At 53.0% G+C, this 17182-nt stretch carries 14 protein-coding genes; 8 read left to right on the forward strand and 6 right to left on the reverse strand.

Translation table 11 applies throughout. The features are described 5' to 3' along the window. Positions 1 to 301: 301 nt before the first annotated feature. From ACLBWT_RS03095 to ACLBWT_RS03115, 5 genes are all read left to right on the forward strand, one after another. A complete protein-coding gene (locus ACLBWT_RS03095; RefSeq protein WP_447661600.1) occupies positions 302 to 2011 on the forward strand; it encodes a sensor histidine kinase in 1710 nt (569 codons plus the stop codon). A 24-nt stretch (positions 2012 to 2035) separates the two neighbouring features. After that, positions 2036 to 3643, forward strand: a complete 1608-nt coding sequence (locus tag ACLBWT_RS03100; protein ID WP_447661601.1) for a helix-turn-helix domain-containing protein — start codon at positions 2036 to 2038, stop codon at positions 3641 to 3643. A gap of 226 nt (positions 3644 to 3869) precedes the next feature. Then, a complete protein-coding gene (locus ACLBWT_RS03105) occupies positions 3870 to 4607 on the forward strand; it encodes a hypothetical protein (RefSeq protein ID WP_447661602.1) in 738 nt (245 codons plus the stop codon). Positions 4608 to 4617: 10 nt separating this feature from the next. Then, positions 4618 to 6306, forward strand: a complete 1689-nt coding sequence (locus tag ACLBWT_RS03110) for a VWA domain-containing protein (protein WP_447661603.1) — start codon at positions 4618 to 4620, stop codon at positions 6304 to 6306. A gap of 17 nt (positions 6307 to 6323) precedes the next feature. Continuing rightward, positions 6324 to 7463 carry a toxic anion resistance protein gene (locus ACLBWT_RS03115; RefSeq protein ID WP_447661604.1) on the forward strand — a complete coding sequence of 380 codons (1140 nt, stop codon included), beginning with the start codon at positions 6324 to 6326 and terminating at the stop codon, positions 7461 to 7463. Positions 7464 to 7615: 152 nt separating this feature from the next. Here the strand turns inward: ACLBWT_RS03115 and ACLBWT_RS03120 are convergent, their stop codons facing one another. After that, complete coding sequence (locus ACLBWT_RS03120) at positions 7616 to 8536, reverse strand: DMT family transporter (RefSeq protein ID WP_447661605.1); 921 nt, start codon at positions 8534 to 8536, stop codon at positions 7616 to 7618. A 530-nt stretch (positions 8537 to 9066) separates the two neighbouring features. Between ACLBWT_RS03120 and ACLBWT_RS03125 the strand changes: the two genes are divergently transcribed. After that, positions 9067 to 9624 carry a DUF1796 family putative cysteine peptidase gene (locus ACLBWT_RS03125; protein ID WP_447661606.1) on the forward strand — a complete coding sequence of 186 codons (558 nt, stop codon included), beginning with the start codon at positions 9067 to 9069 and terminating at the stop codon, positions 9622 to 9624. A gap of 286 nt (positions 9625 to 9910) precedes the next feature. Here the strand turns inward: ACLBWT_RS03125 and ACLBWT_RS03130 are convergent, their stop codons facing one another. After that, the gene (locus tag ACLBWT_RS03130; protein ID WP_447661607.1) at positions 9911 to 11356 is read right to left on the reverse strand and encodes a hypothetical protein; all 1446 of its coding nucleotides are present in this window, start codon (positions 11354 to 11356) and stop codon (positions 9911 to 9913) included. A gap of 293 nt (positions 11357 to 11649) precedes the next feature. Here ACLBWT_RS03130 and lspA point away from each other — a divergent pair, with 293 nt between their 5' ends. Next, positions 11650 to 12093 (forward strand): signal peptidase II, encoded by a 444-nt coding sequence (lspA, locus tag ACLBWT_RS03135; protein ID WP_447661608.1) that lies wholly within the window; start codon positions 11650 to 11652, stop codon positions 12091 to 12093. Positions 12094 to 12227: 134 nt separating this feature from the next. Here the strand turns inward: lspA and sigK are convergent, their stop codons facing one another. The 4 genes from sigK to ACLBWT_RS03155 all read right to left on the reverse strand — a co-directional run bounded on the left by sigK (position 12228) and on the right by ACLBWT_RS03155 (position 15594). Continuing rightward, positions 12228 to 12764 (reverse strand): RNA polymerase sporulation sigma factor SigK, encoded by a 537-nt coding sequence (gene sigK, locus ACLBWT_RS03140; RefSeq protein ID WP_447661609.1) that lies wholly within the window; start codon positions 12762 to 12764, stop codon positions 12228 to 12230. Beyond that, positions 12655 to 14361, reverse strand: coding sequence for a recombinase family protein (locus tag ACLBWT_RS03145; RefSeq protein WP_447661610.1), 1707 nt, complete (start codon positions 14359 to 14361; stop codon positions 12655 to 12657). Before ACLBWT_RS03145 ends, sigK begins: the two co-directional genes overlap by 110 nt. A 269-nt stretch (positions 14362 to 14630) precedes the next feature. Next, positions 14631 to 15398, reverse strand: coding sequence for a hypothetical protein (locus tag ACLBWT_RS03150; protein WP_240269554.1), 768 nt, complete (start codon positions 15396 to 15398; stop codon positions 14631 to 14633). Between the two features lie 34 nt (positions 15399 to 15432). Next, positions 15433 to 15594 carry a hypothetical protein gene (locus ACLBWT_RS03155; protein ID WP_240269551.1) on the reverse strand — a complete coding sequence of 54 codons (162 nt, stop codon included), beginning with the start codon at positions 15592 to 15594 and terminating at the stop codon, positions 15433 to 15435. Positions 15595 to 15672: 78 nt separating this feature from the next. Here ACLBWT_RS03155 and ACLBWT_RS03160 point away from each other — a divergent pair, with 78 nt between their 5' ends. Next, positions 15673 to 17175: a tyrosine-type recombinase/integrase gene (locus ACLBWT_RS03160; RefSeq protein WP_447661611.1), complete on the forward strand. Its 1503-nt coding sequence runs from the start codon at positions 15673 to 15675 to the stop codon at positions 17173 to 17175. Positions 17176 to 17182 lie beyond the last annotated feature (7 nt).

Here is a 17182-nt window from a genome sequence, read left to right on the forward strand (position 1 = left end):
CTTCATTCCCCCCTTGCAGCGGCTCTGTCGCTGTCCCTCTTGAACTCCTCCAGTATAGCTCCGTCCATGGAGCGGACGGCGGACCTGAAGGACCGTTATCCGGACTTCCGAGGAGCGCCAGGCGGAATCCGCCCGCCTTCATCCCGCGCCGCCATGCGGTTATCCGGACTTGTTTTTGCGCTATCCGGACTTTGGCTTTCCGCGCCGCCGACAAGCATCCATTTTCTGGGCAAAAACCTCTATACTAGAAATAAAGCGCATTCAAGATCGGAAGAACGGAAAGGAATGGAGCCTCCCGCCTATGAATCCATCCAACCGGAAAAAGCCCTACCCTATCATCCATTATGTCAGGCTGCTCGTGTTCCTCTCGTTCCTGGCTCTTGCGCTCGACCTTGTCATCAGCGTCATTTCCATGTCGCTGGTCAAGCAGCAATCCACGAACAATGTCCAGGATACGGCCGACCTCTATGTCAGCCGGATCGACCATGACTTCGCCTACATCAACCATTACATGGGCTGGACGCTGGCCAATGACGAGACGATCACGGACATGAACGATTATCCGGACAACAGCACCGAATTCCTGAAGGCTCAGGAGAAGCTCTTCAAGCGGTTCACCGAGCTGACGAAAAACTACGAGCAGGAATACAACTTCTTCTATTACTTGAAGAGCCGGGACTTGTTCCGGAACTGCGCGCCGATGGGGATATCCTACGGGCATTTTCTCGAGCTGAAGCAGCAGATCCGATCGCTGACGGAAGACAAGGGGGTCTATGAGAACTATTACTCCAAATGGACGCCGCTTACGGTAAGAGGAATTTCCTACATCGTCAATATCGTCCCCTACCATGACCGCTACCTGGTCGGGCTTGTCTCGGCGGACAATATGATCCGGCCGCTCCGGCAGATCAATCTCGGGGCCAGCGGGTACGCGTCGCTGGTCGACGAGGAGGGCGGCAGCCTGTCCGCTCCCCGGAGCGGCAGCCCGCCCGATGCCCGCAAGCCGTTCTGGCTGAATCTGCTCCAGGCGCCGACCGTCGTGGACAGCAGCTTCAGCAACGCCACCTTCACCGCCGAGCTGGTCATCCACTACGGGGCGTTCGAGAAGATCATGATCGTGCAGCTGCTGATCATGCTGCTCTTCTTTCTCGTCACCTGCACGCTCAGCGCGTTCCTGTTCCTCTTCCGCAAGCAGGTGCTCGGGCCCGTCAAGAGCTTCTCCTACAATCTGGCCCGCATGTATGAGGACGGGGACTCCGGAGGAGCAAGCGCCGGAAGCCGCATCATCGAGCTGGAGCAGGCGAACGCGCAGTTCCGGGATCTCGTCGGGCAGCTCAAGAAATACAAGATCGAGATGTACGAGCAGGAGCTGGAGAAGAGGAGGATTCAGCTGGATTACATGAAGCTTCAGATCAACCCGCATTTCTTTCTGAACTGCCTGACGAGCATATACAGCATGGCGCAGATGGAGATGCACGAGGAGATCGAGAACATGTCGATGGCCACGACGCGCTACTTCCGCTATATCTTCCAGAGCGGAGACAATCTGGTCCTCCTCGAAGACGAGATCGAGCACGCCCGAATCTATCTGGATATCCAGCGGTCCCGCTACCGGAGCGCCTTGTCCTATGCCATCTCCCGGCCGGACCATGCTTCGGGAGTGAAGATTCCTCCACTCGTCATCCAGACGTTCATCGAAAATGCCGTCAAATATGCGGTGTCGCGAGAGCGGGAGCTCAGCATCTCCATCACGGTGTCCATGCAGAGAAAGGAGGATGAGGATATGGCCGTCATCGTCATTGCGGACAGCGGCCCCGGATTTCCTTCCCCCATCCTGGAGCGGCTGCACAGCGGAGAAAGCCTCGATCAGGCAGGAGGCAACCGGATCGGCATCATGAACACGCTGCAGCGGCTGAAGCTGATGTACCGCGAGCGGGCGACGGTCGACTTCGCCAATGGAATCGACGGCGGAGCCCGCGTCACGATCGCGCTCCCCGCCGGCAGCGACTAATCCCATCCCGAAAGGAAGCCTGCCATGAACGTCCTTCTTGTGGACGACGATTACTTCGTCGTCAAGGCGCTTGAGAGCAAAATCGATTGGCGCGCCATGAACGTCGAGCATGTCCATACCGCCTACAATGTCGCTCAGGCAAGAGAGATTCTGCTGGAATATACCGTGCAGATCCTCATTTGCGACATCGAAATGCCCCAGGGCAGCGGGCTCGAGCTGCTGGCCTGGGTCCGACAGGAGAATTACCCGGTCCAGGCGATCTTTCTGACCAACTACGCCGACTTCAACTATGCGCAGAAAGCGATCGAGCTGCAAAGCTTCGATTATTTCCTGAAGCCGATCGAGGTCGACAAGCTGACCCTGATTATCCGTAAGGCGATTGCCAAAGCGCGCGAGCAAAAGCATAACGAGCTGGCGATCCATGAAGGGGAGCTGTGGCAAAAGAGCCGCAAGAGCGTGCTGGAGGATTTCTGGACCCGGCTCATCGCAGGCAAGGCATTCCCCTCCAGCCCATCTGCGGCTGCAGGCGCCATCACGGAAGAGAATCTCCCCTACCGGCTGAGCGATCTGTTCCTGCCCGTGCTTGTGACTCTGTTCCCACAAGAGGCCAGCCTTGGCCGCGAAGACAAGCCGCTGTTCGACTACGCGCTGCTCAATGTCATGTACGAGCTGTTCCAGCACCCATCCTTGTCCGTCGAAGCCATCTCCGAATTCAAGGAAGGCAACTGGATGCTCATCTTGAAATGGACGCTCGCTCCCGACAGAGATATTCCGAGGAGGCTCTGCGATTCCCTGATAGCCGAAAGCCGCAAATTCCTGAAATGCGACTGCAGCTGCCATATCGCGACGTCCCGGCCGCTCGGTGAGATCCGCAAAGCCGTCAAGGAGCTGCTGCATGTCAATGAGGAATGGATCAAGCACCGCAACGAGACGATTTTCGTCGATGGCAGCTCCGGCCTTGAGCCGGCGTATGTCCCGCCCAACCTCGGCTTGCTCGAGCGGCTGCTTGGCGAGGGGGCATACGGTTCTTTTCTCGATGAGACCGAGGCGTATCTGACGCGCCTGATGCGGGAGAACGCCCTATGCGCTTCCGTGCTCCGGCCGTTCCGGCACGATATGGTCCAGATCGTTTATGCCCATTTGAAGAGCAGGGAAATTCAAGCCCATCAGCTGTATGCAGGCTCGGAAGGAGACAGGCTGCATGCCCAGTCCCTCCATTCCGTCGAAGACATGCAGGGCTATCTGCGGTATCTGGTCCGTACGGCGGCCCATTCCCGGCCTTTCGCCGAGCCTCCCAAATCCATCGCGGACGAGGTCGCAAGCCATATCCATGCCCATCTCGCGCATGATCTTACCCGCACCAGCCTGGCGGAGACGGTCTTCCTCAATCCCGACTACATGGCCCGGCTGTTCAAGAAGGAGACGGGCATGCCCCTCGGCACTTATATCATCCAGGCGCGGCTCTCGGAGGCCAAGCGGCTGCTGCAGGACACCTCCCTGTCGGTCCGCGCCGTCGCCGATCAGGTCGGATACGCCAACGACTCCCACTTTTCCAAGCTGTTCAAGCAGGAGACCGGCTGCAGCCCGGCCGACTACCGCAAAGCGTTCAAGAAGCTGGCCAGACCGTCCTGAGACGGTCCGGGCCGGCTTTTTTTGCCAGGAATGGAAACCCGGGTCGGGGAGCGGCAGCGCAGCCCGGAACATATAACGGACAGATTGGGAATATTTTAAAACTCTGATGATTTTTTCGCTTCTTGCAAGAGAGAGGAAGCGCAACCTATGGTATACTTTTCCTAGTAAAAGATTGGAAGATAGATTGAGAGCCGCTGTTCGCGCACAGGGCAAGGGGGAAGACAAAATGAACGGTTCCAAGCTGTTCAGACTGGCTGGATTGATTGTCATCGTGGCTGCCGCCGATATCGCGGTGCTGTCGCCCGGACTGCTGAACGTCGAGATCGGCGGAAGCGCGCTGTCGACGGCAACCGGCGTCAGCCTGCTGCTGGCAAGCGCGCTGGCGCTGTTCTACGGAAGCTATGCCATCGTATTCCGGGAGCCAGCCGCTCTGCCCGTCAAGCAGATCAGATCCTATGACGATTACGCGGAAGCGCTGTCTCCATACAAGCGCGTCAAGGCGCTTGAGAACGATATCGCGACGGCGCTGGAGCAGATCGCCCGGCTGAAGAAAAAGAAGCTCGCCCTGGAGAACGTGCTGGAGCAGCGCTTCGACCGCGGCGAGCTGAGCTTCAAGAAGTTCGCCTCCGTGACCGAGGAGGCGGAGAAGCTGTTCTATCTCAACGTGCGCAGCCTGCTGAACCGGCTGCATGTGTTCGACGAGGCGGAATTCTCCAGCATGTCGGGCCGCAAGAGAAGCTCCTTCTCCAGCGAGCTCATCCAGGAGAAGGCGGCCATGTACAATGACCACCTCGCCTTCGTCAAAAGCTCCCTGTCCGCCAACGAGGAGCTGCTGATGAAGCTCGACCGGCTGCTCCTCGAAATCTCCCGCCTCGACGGCATCGATCCCGATGACATCGATGACATGCCGGGCATGCAGGAGCTGGATTCCCTGATCAAGCAGACCAAATTCTACAAACAGTAAGAGGTGCAGAATGCCGAAGAAAAGCAAGTTTTTCCTTCTCTCCGCCGTCATTGTCGTGCTCGTGTTCGCGGGCGTCTATGCAGGTATCTCCCTGACCTCCAACCTCGGCAAGAGCAAGGCCCAGGTATCGGCCGAGGATGCGGGCAAGCGCCTGAACAAGCTGTACGGCGATCTGTCGGTCTCGACGGAAGCCCCGGTCAAAGGACAGATCGACCTGAACCCGGCGGATATCGCCGAATCGCTTCCCGACATCTCCAAGTTTCCGGTCACGGTCGACAATTCCACGGATCAGTTCGTCGAAATCTTCTCGTCGACCGAGAAATCGGGAACCGGCGTGGACGGCTGGCTGACCGAGACGGCGGCAGAGTTCAACAAAGCCGGCATCGTCGTCGACGGCAAGCCGGCATCGGTCAAGATCCGCAACATCGCCTCGGGCACGGCAGCCGATTACATCAAATCCGGCAAGTACATCCCCGATGCGTTCACCCCGTCCAACGAGCTGTGGGGCGAGATGGTGAAAGCGGCTGGAGTCAAGACGGAGCTGATCTCCAAGCGGCTCACCGGCAACGTTCCCGGCATCGTCATCGCCAAAGCCAAGTATGATTCCCTCGTGGATACATACGGCTCGGTGAACGTCAAGACGGTGACGGAAGCGATCGCGAACAACGAATTCTCCATGGGCTACACGGATCCGTTCGCAAGCTCCACCGGACTCAACTTTCTCGTCACGGCGCTGAGCACGTTCGACAGCGCCGACATCCTCAGCGACAAAGCGGTCCAAGGCTTCGAGAAGTTCCAGGCCAACATTCCGTTCACCGCGTCGACGACGATCCAGATGCGCGATGCGGCCAAGTCGGGCATGCTGGACGGATTCGTATTGGAATATCAGACTTACGTCAATGCAGCCGACCTGAAGAGCGGATATGTGTTCACGCCATTCGGAGCGCGGCATGACAGCCCGCTGTACGCTCTTGGCGATCTCCCCCGGGAGAAGCTCGACATCATCAAGAAATTCGCCGAATTCACCGCCCAGGACAAATACCAGAAGGCCGCGGCGGACAAAGGCTTCAATGGCCTGCAGGACTACAAGTCGGAGCTTCCCACGGTCGACGGCGGCCTGCTCGGCTCCGCCCAAAAGGTCTGGAAAGAGAAGAAGAACGGCAGCAAGCCGATCGCGGCCGTGTTCGTCGCCGACGTATCGGGCAGCATGGACGGCGCGCCGCTGAACCAGCTCAAGGAATCGCTGCTGAAGGGCCAGAAATACCTCGGCAAGGACAACAGCATCGGGCTCGTCTCCTACTCCAGCTCGGTCACGGTCAACCTGCCGATCAAGAAGTACGACACGAACCAGCAGTCCATGTTCGTCGGAGCGGTGGAAGGCTTGCAGGCCGGAGGCGGCACCGCCACCTTCGACGGAATTATCGTCGCGCTCAAGATGCTGCAGGACGAGATGGCGGCCAATCCAGCCGTCAAGCCGCTCATCTTCGTGCTCAGCGACGGCGAGACCAATGAAGGCCATACGCTCAAGGACATCAAGGAGCTCGTCGAAACCTACAAGGTTCCGATCTATACGATCGGCTACAACGCCAACATCAAGGCGCTCCAAAGCATATCGAGCATCAACGAGGCCGCCAGCATCAATGCGGATACGGATGATGTCGTCTACAAGATCGGCAATCTGTTCAATGTCCAGATGTAACTCGGAGGAGGATGACCATGACATTTTCGCTTGAGGTAGCCAGCCCGGAAGAGATCAAGGCGGCGGTAGAAGAGGAAGTCAAGCCCGTGCCGGAGGAAGTCCGGAAGCTCAAGGAGCTGGCGGACGCCAACGTCGCCGCCATCATGGAGCTCGATACGGAGTCGCTGGACAAACGCAGGGAGATTCTCCAGACGATCGACGGCTTCGGCATGAAGACGATGAAGGCCTCCTCGGATAAGAACTCGCTGCTGCAAGTTTCGGTCGGCAATCTCTCCAAGACGGGAGACGAAGGCGGCCAAGTGGCCAAGGGACTGTCCGAGCTGCACACGCAGCTCAAGGATCTCGATCCGAGCGCCGTCGACTTCGCCAAGAGCGGCTTCCTCGGCAAGCTGTTCAATCCGCTCCGAGCTTACTTCCTGAAGTTCCAGAAGGCCGACGCGGTCATCTCCGATATCGTCGTCTCCCTCGACAAGGGCCGGTCGACGCTGAAGAACGACAACACGACGCTGGAGATCGAGCAGCAGACCCTCCGGGAGCTGACCAAGAAGCTTCAGAAGGAAATCCAGCTCGGCGGGCTCATGGACAAATCGATCGAAGCCCAGATCGAGGCCGCCAAGGTGCGCGGCGAGGATCCCGAGAAGGTGCGCTTCATCACCGAAGAGGTGCTGTTCCCGATGCGCCAGCGGGTGATGGACCTGCAGCAGATGCTCGTCGTCAACCAGCAGGGCATCATGGCGATCGAAGTCGTCATCCGCAACAACAAGGAATTGATCCGCGGCGTCGACAGAGCCAAGAACGTCACGATCTCGGCGCTCAAAATCTCCGTCATCGTCGCCTCGGCGCTCTACAACCAGAAAATCGTGCTCAAGAAGATCGAGCTGCTCAACCAGACGACCAACGACATCATCTCCCACACCTCCCGGATGCTCAATACGCAGGGGGCCGCAATCCACAAGCAGTCCCTGGAGGCCAGCATCTCCGTGGATACGCTGAAGCAGGCGTTCACCGAGGTGCTGTCCGCTCTCGATTCCATCAGCGCCTACAAGCAGGAGGCTCTGCCCAAGATGCGCGACACCATCCTGCAGTTCCGCGAGCTCGCCGACAACGGCGAGAAGCAGATCGTCCGGCTGGAGAAGGGGCATAAGCTGGGGCTGTAAGCGGTCAAGACAACGAGAGGCCGCCCGCATGGCAACCTCTCGACAAATAAGGCCAGCCGGGAATTTCCGGCTGGCCTTTCTGTTTGTTCTGCGCTTCTCTCTCCCGGCTCCGCTTCCGAGCCGGAAGCCTGCTGCAATTCGTCGGGCAGCCTTCAAGATGGAGCCTGCTTGACGAGAGACATGAGCGTCACGGTGCCCACGACGCATAACGTCCCCGCCCACTCCCAGAGGCCGAACGGAACGCCGAGCCACAAGACCGAGATGGCCGTTGCCGTGAGCGGCTCGATGCAGGCGAACAGGCTCGCCTCCGAGCCGGAAATATATTTGGTGCTCTCCAAATACCAGATGAAGGCGAATATCGTTCCGAACAGGATGACGACAACAAGCGCCGCGAACGATGAAACGGACCAGCTTCCTTCGAACTGCCAAGGGGGATGGTAAAAAGCGAGGCAGCCTCCTCCGATCACCATGCCCCAGCCGACGACGATCAGCGAGCCCCAGCTCAACAGCAGACGGCGCGGCTGCAGCGTATAGAAGGCGAGCGCGACAGCCGAAGCCAGTCCCCACCCTATCGCAGGGGTGGATACGGACAGGCTTGTCAGGCTTCCTCCCGTTACGAGCAGGAAGGTGCCGGCAATGGCAAGGACAACCCCTGCTTGCAGAGTCCGCCCCGGAAACCTTCTGGCTCTGATGGCCGAGAAGCATACGATCAGTACCGGAGCGGTATACTGGAGCACCGTTGCAGTCGCCGCGTTGCCGTGATGGATGGCCGCAAAAAACGTATACTGGACGGCAAGCATGCCCAAAATCCCGAACAGGATAATGGATGCCGCATCCTTCCCGTTCTTCCATATCCCCCACACCTGCCGCCGATTTTTGCGATAGGCGATTCCCACCATGATCAAGCCGGCTGTCAGCATCCGGATGACGGTCAGCCACTCCACCCCGAAGCCTTGCTTTTGGAACAAATATTGCGCCATCGTACCCGATATCCCCCAGAGCGATGCCCCCGCCAAAGCCAGGGCGATGCCTTTTGTTCGGGCAGGATAAGCGGACTTGGTTGTTGCATTCATTTGAAACCTCCATGCAAATTCATTAAATTGCGTTTCGCTTACCGGGTTGTCTGTTCCCGCTCACTGGTATTCTATCAACGAATTTCTCCATCACTCTTTGCTTGACGCGGATGCGCTCGGCAAATTCATCGTTCTCGATATCATTCCCTCTTCTGATTTCGTTCGCACGATCGTTCAAATTCTCTTCGAGAGTATGATAGACAGCCTTATAAAATTTGATGGCCAACTGGCAATACTTCCGTTACCGTTGAATTCAATGACAACTCCTCCAAACGCGCTCAGGCGACATCATGCGGTTCATAACCGCTTCACTCTACTATATTCGGCGAATCATGCCCAGGGAAAGAGTCTCCAAGACAAAAGCATATTTTCCCTTCCCCGGACGGCTTGCCCGGCCCTGCTCTATCGATCTTGCATTTACTATACGAGAGGGAAAAACGGGAGGTATGGAAAGTGCTTACATTGACCGGCCTGGGAGGCTCGTATGATGCGATTTACAGCCTTGGCCACAACTGCTTCCGGGCGTGCAGATGACCCGTTCGGGCCTTCGGCTTTATTCCGGTCCGATCGATTGGATGGGCTCGCCCCATTTGTCCGGTGTATCAAGAGCTTTGCAGGACCGATTCGCCCATTTCATGGAGCTCCAAAACATGTGCATCGTCGGGATCGACCCCAATGCCGGCTGTTATCTCGTCAAGGATCAAGCCTACGGAATCGTCTCCAATCACGACTTTCCTGCGAGCCATCCGGGTATGCCGTACACCCTGCTCCCTAATCCGGAGTTCAAGGCCAAGATGAATCGGCGCACCGAAAGGATGCTGCATAAGATCGGCACAGCCGAAAGGATGCTGTTCATCCGGACGGAAGGAAGTTATCCGGAGCTGTACGAGCTTCAGCAGGTGCTGGGCAAAATGATCCGCGGCAAGTTCAACATTCTCTACGTGCAGCATGGACCGTCTGCCGGAATCGAAGAGCTTGGCTGGCGGATTCCCCATGCATGCGCCTTGCAGATTCCGCAGGTCGCCGATATCTTCCATGACAACGACGTCTACTGGAGGCAGATCCTGTCCGGAATGAGCCATCGCTGAGAATTGCATGCTTGTCAATAACCAGCTGGAGCCGACAAACAAGAAGATAGGATCCCTATGAATGTTTCAGCGATGATCGGTACATGCGGGCCATGGACCCGCGCCGTCCGGCTGGCCGGCAAGACGACAGGATTGCAATCACTCTCTCGGCAACAGGCGAATGCCATCAATAAGAAGCGGATTCCGCTCCGACATAAGCGCCGCCTTAAAACAAAAAGCCGGCCCCCAAGCGGGACCGGCTATCCTAATGGACAACCCTGCAGCGCATACTTAATCGCTTTTCCAGCTACTTGCCTTTCGGCCGTACTTCAACCGCAATCTCCGCCCATTTAGTCGGGGCGTACGGCGATGTCATCCCCCCTGCGAACACGTCCGGACTAAGGATATTGATCAAATAATTGCCGGGCTCATTGATTGCGATCGAGCCGCTGAATTCTCTATTCTCGTTCATCTGCACGACTGTTTTTTTGCCGCTTGTCTGATAGTCTCCATTCTGAAACCTTGTCAATTGAAATCCAACAACCTGACTCCGAATATCCTCATCCGCACTGACAGATCCGCTGATCTCTATGGCTTCTCCAGCCAGTACCCGCAGGTAGCCTTGTGTCGGCTTATTGAACACGATATTATCCGTATAAGTATCATGAACATATCGGATAGGAATCAAGGATGGATCCTTGACGATCCGATTGACGATGATGTCTGCCGACGGATTGTCGTTGTAATAAATCTGCAGCGGATTCGGTCCTGGACGGAGATCAACGGAAAACTCGACCCGGCTGAATTCACGATTCCCAATTTTGATCGACTTGTCGATCGTCTTCTCGGTCCCTTTTAAGGAGCCGATTGCGCCCATCTCAACGCTGGTCATTCCGCCAAATCCCATGCTTTGCATTAAATAAACACGCCCGTACTCTTTCTGTACCAATGCACTAAATGTGATGCGGCCCGCATCTGTCGTATAGGCAGGGTGCAGAACCTTTGCTGACTTCTCGCTCCACGTCAGCTGCAAAATCCCTTGGCTCCAGTTGGCGTTGATGCCCATCCGCGGCAACATTGAAACCGGAACATACAGCGTATTGCTTTTCATGAACGGCGGCAAAATCTTCTTCAGGTCATCGAGCACGGAAAGTTTTCCGTTCCATTCCATATATAGCCTGGAGCTGTCAGGCTTGAAATGAATGGTTGAAAAGGCAGTGGGATGTTCGGGGTTGAACTCGACCCAATAACTATCCGTTTTTGTGCTTTTCATGATCCTTCCGACATGCGCCAGCTCCAGCCACTTGATCGGCACATAGAGGTTCCCGTTCTTCATGAGCAGCGGAGAAGCTTTCAAGGACTTCGAATCCAACGAGAAGGCTGGCTTGTTCAATTTCGCCGATATTTTGTGCGGGATCAATTGAAACACGGCCGCGTCATTTTCAATGATCGGCAGTTCAGCTATCGATGCCTGAGCATCGCTGACCGGATACGGAAGGACAACAGAAACAAACAGTCCGGCGCACATCAATAATTTCGTCATCATTCGTCGCAAGGTTTGAGTCACCACTTTCCATTTTTTACATATAGACGATTGATGGTGCAGAGTGTTGCAGTGAAACTTGATAATAGCGTCGTAAGGATGCTGCCTAAGATCGGCGCAGCCGAAAGAATGCTGTTCATCCGGGCCGTGCCAAGGATATGCCCGATAGGACGGCGTTTTCGCCGTAGTCTTTTTGATGTCGTAAAACAAGTTTTGGGGACAACAAGGATGAGGAGCATGTGGAGTATGGTTATTATTTGGAAGAAAGTGTTGCTTCCATCTTCTAGTAAATCGGTAGGTTTCTCACAAATATTTGAAGTGCATTCTTTTATCAAAGCGATGCTCTTCATTATCGAAGGAGGATCAAATGAGAGATAAAACTCTGCTTTTTGGGGTTGCTCCCCGGATTCTTGGACATGCCGTCGTCGAGAAGAGGCCGATGGAGACAAAGCTTGCGTCATTGATCTAAAATGAAAGAAGCTTAAAACGAAAGAAGGTCGGTTATGCTGTTCTATGGCATTGCGGTATTGGCATTCATGCTGGATCAAGCAACCAAGTGGCTGATCCGCAGCCATGTCGAGGTCGGAGAATCGTTCCCGTGGGGGCCGCTCCAAATTAGCCGCTATGAGAACAGCGGCATGGCCGGAAGCCTGTTCCAGGGATATGGAACGCTGTTCGGATTTGCCGCCCTGCTGTTCGTCGTCGTCATCCTGCATCATCGCCGTACCCTGGAGAAGAGATCCCTGCTTCTGGAAGCCAGCTTCGGATTCCTCGTCGGCGGAGCTGCAGGCAATGGAATAGACCGCCTCCTGTTCGGACGAGTGACGGACTTCCTGGTGCGCTCGGGCGGCATTCTCAACGTGGCCGATCATGCCATCGAGGCCGGTGTGCTGCTGCTGCTCCTTCATGCGGTCGTCACCTGGATCAGAAGCAGAAGACGAGCCTAGGCGGCGTCTTTCCGACCGTTTCGACAGCAAAAGGGCGATTAGTTCCTGATCGGTATTCTCGAATTTCAGCCGCATTAAACGACCCGAAAATAAAACAGACTGCTCATGAAAAAAGCAGTCTGAATCCAATCGGCCTATTTCTTCGCCTTGTAAAACTCATGGTACAGCTTCATGAGCGCCCGCTTCTCGATCCGCGATACATAGCTCCGGCTGATGCCCAGCTCCTTGGCGATCTCCCGCTGCGTCCGCTCCTCGCCGCCATGCTCCAGCCCGAACCGGGCCATCACCACTTCCCGCTCCCGCTCGTCGAGAATGTCCAGATTTTTGTAGATCTTCGATTTCTCGATCTTGAGCTGCACCTTCTCCACGACATCGTCATGCTCCGAGCCGAGAATATCGATCAGCGTGATTTCATTGCCCTCTTTGTCCGTACCGATCGGATCGTGCAGGGAGACGTCCTTGCGCGTTTTCTTCAGCGAGCGGAGATGCATGAGGATCTCGTTCTCGATGCAGCGGGCCGCGAATGTCGCCAGCTTCGTGCCTTTTCCGCTCTGGAAGCTCTCAATCGCCTTGATCAGACCGATCGTTCCGATGGATATGAGGTCTTCCGAGTCTTCGCCAGTATTGTCGAACTTCTTGAGGTTGTGAACACGAAACGACGTCACTTTCATGCGGAATAAACGGTTGGCGTTTCAACTCATCAAGTGCCCCGACCGCTGTAATCTGTACTTCGTTCCCATCGTAGCGAATGATCACCTCATCCACCAAGGTCTCCACGATGTGTCGCTTCTCCTCAAGGGTAAGCTCGTCGCCGGCGCTCTCGATAAAGTTTCGGACAGCCTTGGAGACCTCGGCAATCCGATTGGCCGATATTTCCTTCTCCGCTTGTTCTGACAACTGCTTTTCGTACCCGGCAAGCTCTTGCTCCAACGACTTCAGACCTGTATTGATCTTTTTCATTTCGGAGAGCATCTCCTGCTCATCAATGACCTCTCGTTTGAACATGATTTTGATCTTTTCCTTCTCCTTTTCCTTCTGATCCAGTTGACGTCTGATATGGTCGGCGGCGGATTGAAGCTCCAGATTAATTTCATTGGCTTTGTTTTGCAGCCGCTTCATATAATCATCAGGATTAGACAGTGTCTCCAGAATCAGCTTCCAGACGTAATGGTCCAGCATATCGGCTCGTAACGTTTGAGTAGGGCACTTCTCAACCCCTTCACCGTACTTCTTGGGAAATAGATTCGGGCATCTGTAGCAGGTGTAACGGATCTTTTCTCCCGTCGCCTTATTTACCCGCCCCGTATAAGTTGTAGCTTGCCACATTCTTCCGCAATGGCCGCAGCGAATCATCGATTTCAACAAGTACTCATACTTTACATTTCCTGAGCGTTTCATATTTTTCTCTTTCTGCACCTGGGCTAATTCGAACAGATATGGGTCGATGATGCTTGGTACGGATACCTCGATCCAATCCTTCTCCTCGCGAAAAGCATAGGTTTTTCTCGGTGTACCGTTCTTGGTTTTCTCTCCGCGAATCTTCCGGGTTTCTCTCCGGTTGTAATAGAACTTCCCAATGTATACCTCTGAAGTAAGAACCCTTCGAATAGAACTGGCACTCCAATTCCGGCTTTCTCCTCGTTTGGGTACCGCCCCTAGGGAATAGAGGCGATCCCCGATTTCACGAAGCGTATAGTTGTCATGCACATACCACTGGTACATTTTACGGACAAATTCAGCTTCCTGCTCATTGATGATCAGGCTATTCGCTTGAAGGTCATATCCGTAGGGGGCCACACGCATGGGCATGATCTTCTTATCTTTCTCCACTGCTTTAAGCCTTCCGCGTACCGTCCGCTTCTTGATTAGAGACAACTCGTATTGCGCGATGGAACTCATCAGGTTGAAGAAAAGCTGTCCCTCCGGCGTATTCCGGTACTCCGTATCTACGAACACCAACTCGATATTGCTCCGCTCCAGCTCTCTGCAAAGAATTAATTTATCCGTTAAGTCCCGGGTCAAACGGTCGGGATGAGTAACAATCAAGCGACGGACCAGACCTTGCGCCACATCTTGCCTGAATTCATTCATCGCAGGCCGATCAATATCTTCTCCCGTGAATCCTTCCTCACGATACACCTTGATCATAGATTCGGGAATTCCCAAGTCCTTCGCTTTCCGCATACAGATTTCAACTTGGGCATCTAGGCTTGTGCCCTCTGAGGCTTGCATCCCAGTCGAAACCCGGGGATAGATGGCAGTATACATGGGGGTTCGCTCTGCTCCTTTCTTTCATTATTACTTTCCAGTATGGACAAAGAGAGAAACAAAAAAACCGGCTTATTCAGTCGGCTTTAGGATCAAACGCTTTAGGATGTAATCGATAACGGCATTTTTGGCTTCCGCGGCGGATAAGGTGTTTGAGACTTTAGCCGATTCACTGCATAAAGTATGAGGCACATATACGATTTTGATTGTCGGCATCCGCTCCATACTTTTCACCTCAATACACCTTATTCCGTCGGCAGATTGTCCTATCACAAGTGGAAATTGTTTTGGATATACTTGAACTCTGCTTCCATGACCCGGGCAATAGCTGAATCATCTTCAGCACCTATGAATGTCCAGTACCGGTACCCAGGTACAACGGATTGGGTAATGAAGCCAGTCCAAATGAAGGGCGTCGATTTTAGCCCGGACATGAGTTGGTCCAAACTCAATAAGTCAGCTTGATAAAGATCAACGACGATCACATCCGCTCGTGATTCCAAACGGATGTAACATTCTTGATCCGTGCTTGTCTGGATGGCATATCCATTCACTTGTCTATTTCGTTCTTCAGCCATTCTCAATAACGGGATCATGTCTTTCATATGAGTTAAAGCTATCCCGCTAAAATCATAATTTTTGAAGTTCCATCGCTCCACAACAGCCCCATCCTTATAAACCCAATCAAAAGGAACACGGTGGATGATTCCGAATTGGGCCAGCAGCTCGTTGCTAAATCTCCTTCTATACTTCACTGGATGGTATAGGTCAGAAATCGTTGAAGAAGATTCCGAAAAATCTCCCAGCAAGAGTGTTCTTAGCTCCACTGTCCCTAAGCCAAAAGCCTGAATCAATGCTTTCCGACGATAAGGCAAGGAGAGCTTTCGCAGCAGAATTCTGAAAATTAGAGGGTCTGTAGCTGCCAGTTGCTTAACCTCATACCAGTCTCTATCATGCCTGCTGATATAAGTAATTTCATCTATTTCATCACGGAGGAATTTATAAAGCCATTGTTGAAGATCATCCTTCTTCTTCAACCTAGGCTCTGCCCTCCATCATCTTAATCCCGATCTAGGCATCCATCGTCATCTCTCCACAAATGGAGCAGATTCTTGTTACTTCCGACCATAATCCTCGCGAAACCCAATAATCCAACGCGTTTTGCTCCAAATGTGGAGCACCAGGGACAGAAATTAAAGCAAATGATACCTTTACATCAATGATGAGCGTCACCAGACCCCACCTCCTTTCTAAGCAAAAACTGCGGTCTGAGCGGTCGAAGATAGAAACAGAATCTGAGGAGAGATGTAGATGGATAGCGATCAGGAAGTTAGGGATTTATTCAAATCAAATCATTGGAAGCAAAATGCGAAAACTATCTCGCCGAATGCTTCTTATGCGAACTCTACTTCGCAAGAATGTTTAGAATCCACCCCAACTGGCAATCATGATATTAAGAGCTTAAGTTGGAAGAAGGTGCTGTTGTTCTTGAATACTATGTATGCATTTCGTTGGCCTGAAGAGGACGTCGAGATATGTTCACCAGAAAGTGGTTCTCTTGCATTAAATGAATGGATCTTTTCAACCCAGATTCAAGGCAAAATCTTTGCCCCCGTGCTACTGGATTACCTTGATAATAAAAAGTCGATCAAATCCACCAGTTACTTTTCTTTGATGGAATACGCACTAGAGCTCATTGATTTTTTTAAAACCCGTTATGGGCTTGATGCTAGATCCATTCAAAACAAAGAATTGGCAAATAAAGATGCACTTATTAATTTCATTGAGCATTCTTCCTACAATTTCGTTCAACGTGACATGATTCTAGCAATAGCTCGAAAATTAATCTCTAATGGGTTCGAATTAAAGAAATCAACAAACGGTATTTCTACAAAAAAGAGGACTCAAGATATAAATCATCCCGCTATCACTGCGCATATTAAAGATTTACACCGTTCAGGAGTCAAGGAAAAAAGCGTTAACGGTAAATATAAAATCAGTTACGCCCTATTTTTAAACTGGTTGAATAAAACATACGTTCAGTTCCAGAGCACTTCATGCGACGAATTACCATTGTCATTAGTTACTGAGGAGCATCTACTCGAATTCAAGCAATATTTACTTCGTTTAGAAAAGAAAGGGATCTATATCAAGCAAACGGTTAGCAATTGTTTTTACGATATCCGATTCCTTCTGGCTAACCTCTATAAATTGGGCTGGCTTGCTAAAGACATAACAATGGATGTTACAGGAATCCCGTACGAGAGATACTATTATCGCGAGTTACCAACAGATGCTGAACTCCAGTGTTTTTTTCATAATATCCAACTCTATTCTGATCATCCCACATTGGAACTGGCAGCCTTTGGGTTGATGCTTTGTCTCGGTTTGCGAATTCATGAAGTTGCTAACATTCGCTATCAGGATATCAATGTCGAGAATAGAACCATCTCTGTCTTCGGAAAAAACGAGAAATCGGCCATTCTACCCTTACCTGATCCGCTACAGAATTACTTTCAAAAGCTTGTTGTCAACAAAAGTCAGGATGTCCATCTGTTTGGAAACAACAGCCAATCAACTATTCGCAAATTAAGGGCACAGTACAAACTTTATTCTTTTGTCTCGGGATGGAAATATCCAGGGGGGCCCCATTTACTGAGGCACACTTTCATCAGCAGGTTGTCAGAACGTACAGATTGCCCGTCACAATTGCTTATGTACTTGGCAAGGCATGATCGGCCAGAAAATACTGCACGTTACGTCCACCGGAGCCCCAATCAATTAACAAGTGCTGTAAACAAAATCAATTACTGAGGAGGTT

The sequence above is a fragment of the Paenibacillus sp. D51F genome, from assembly GCF_053345695.1.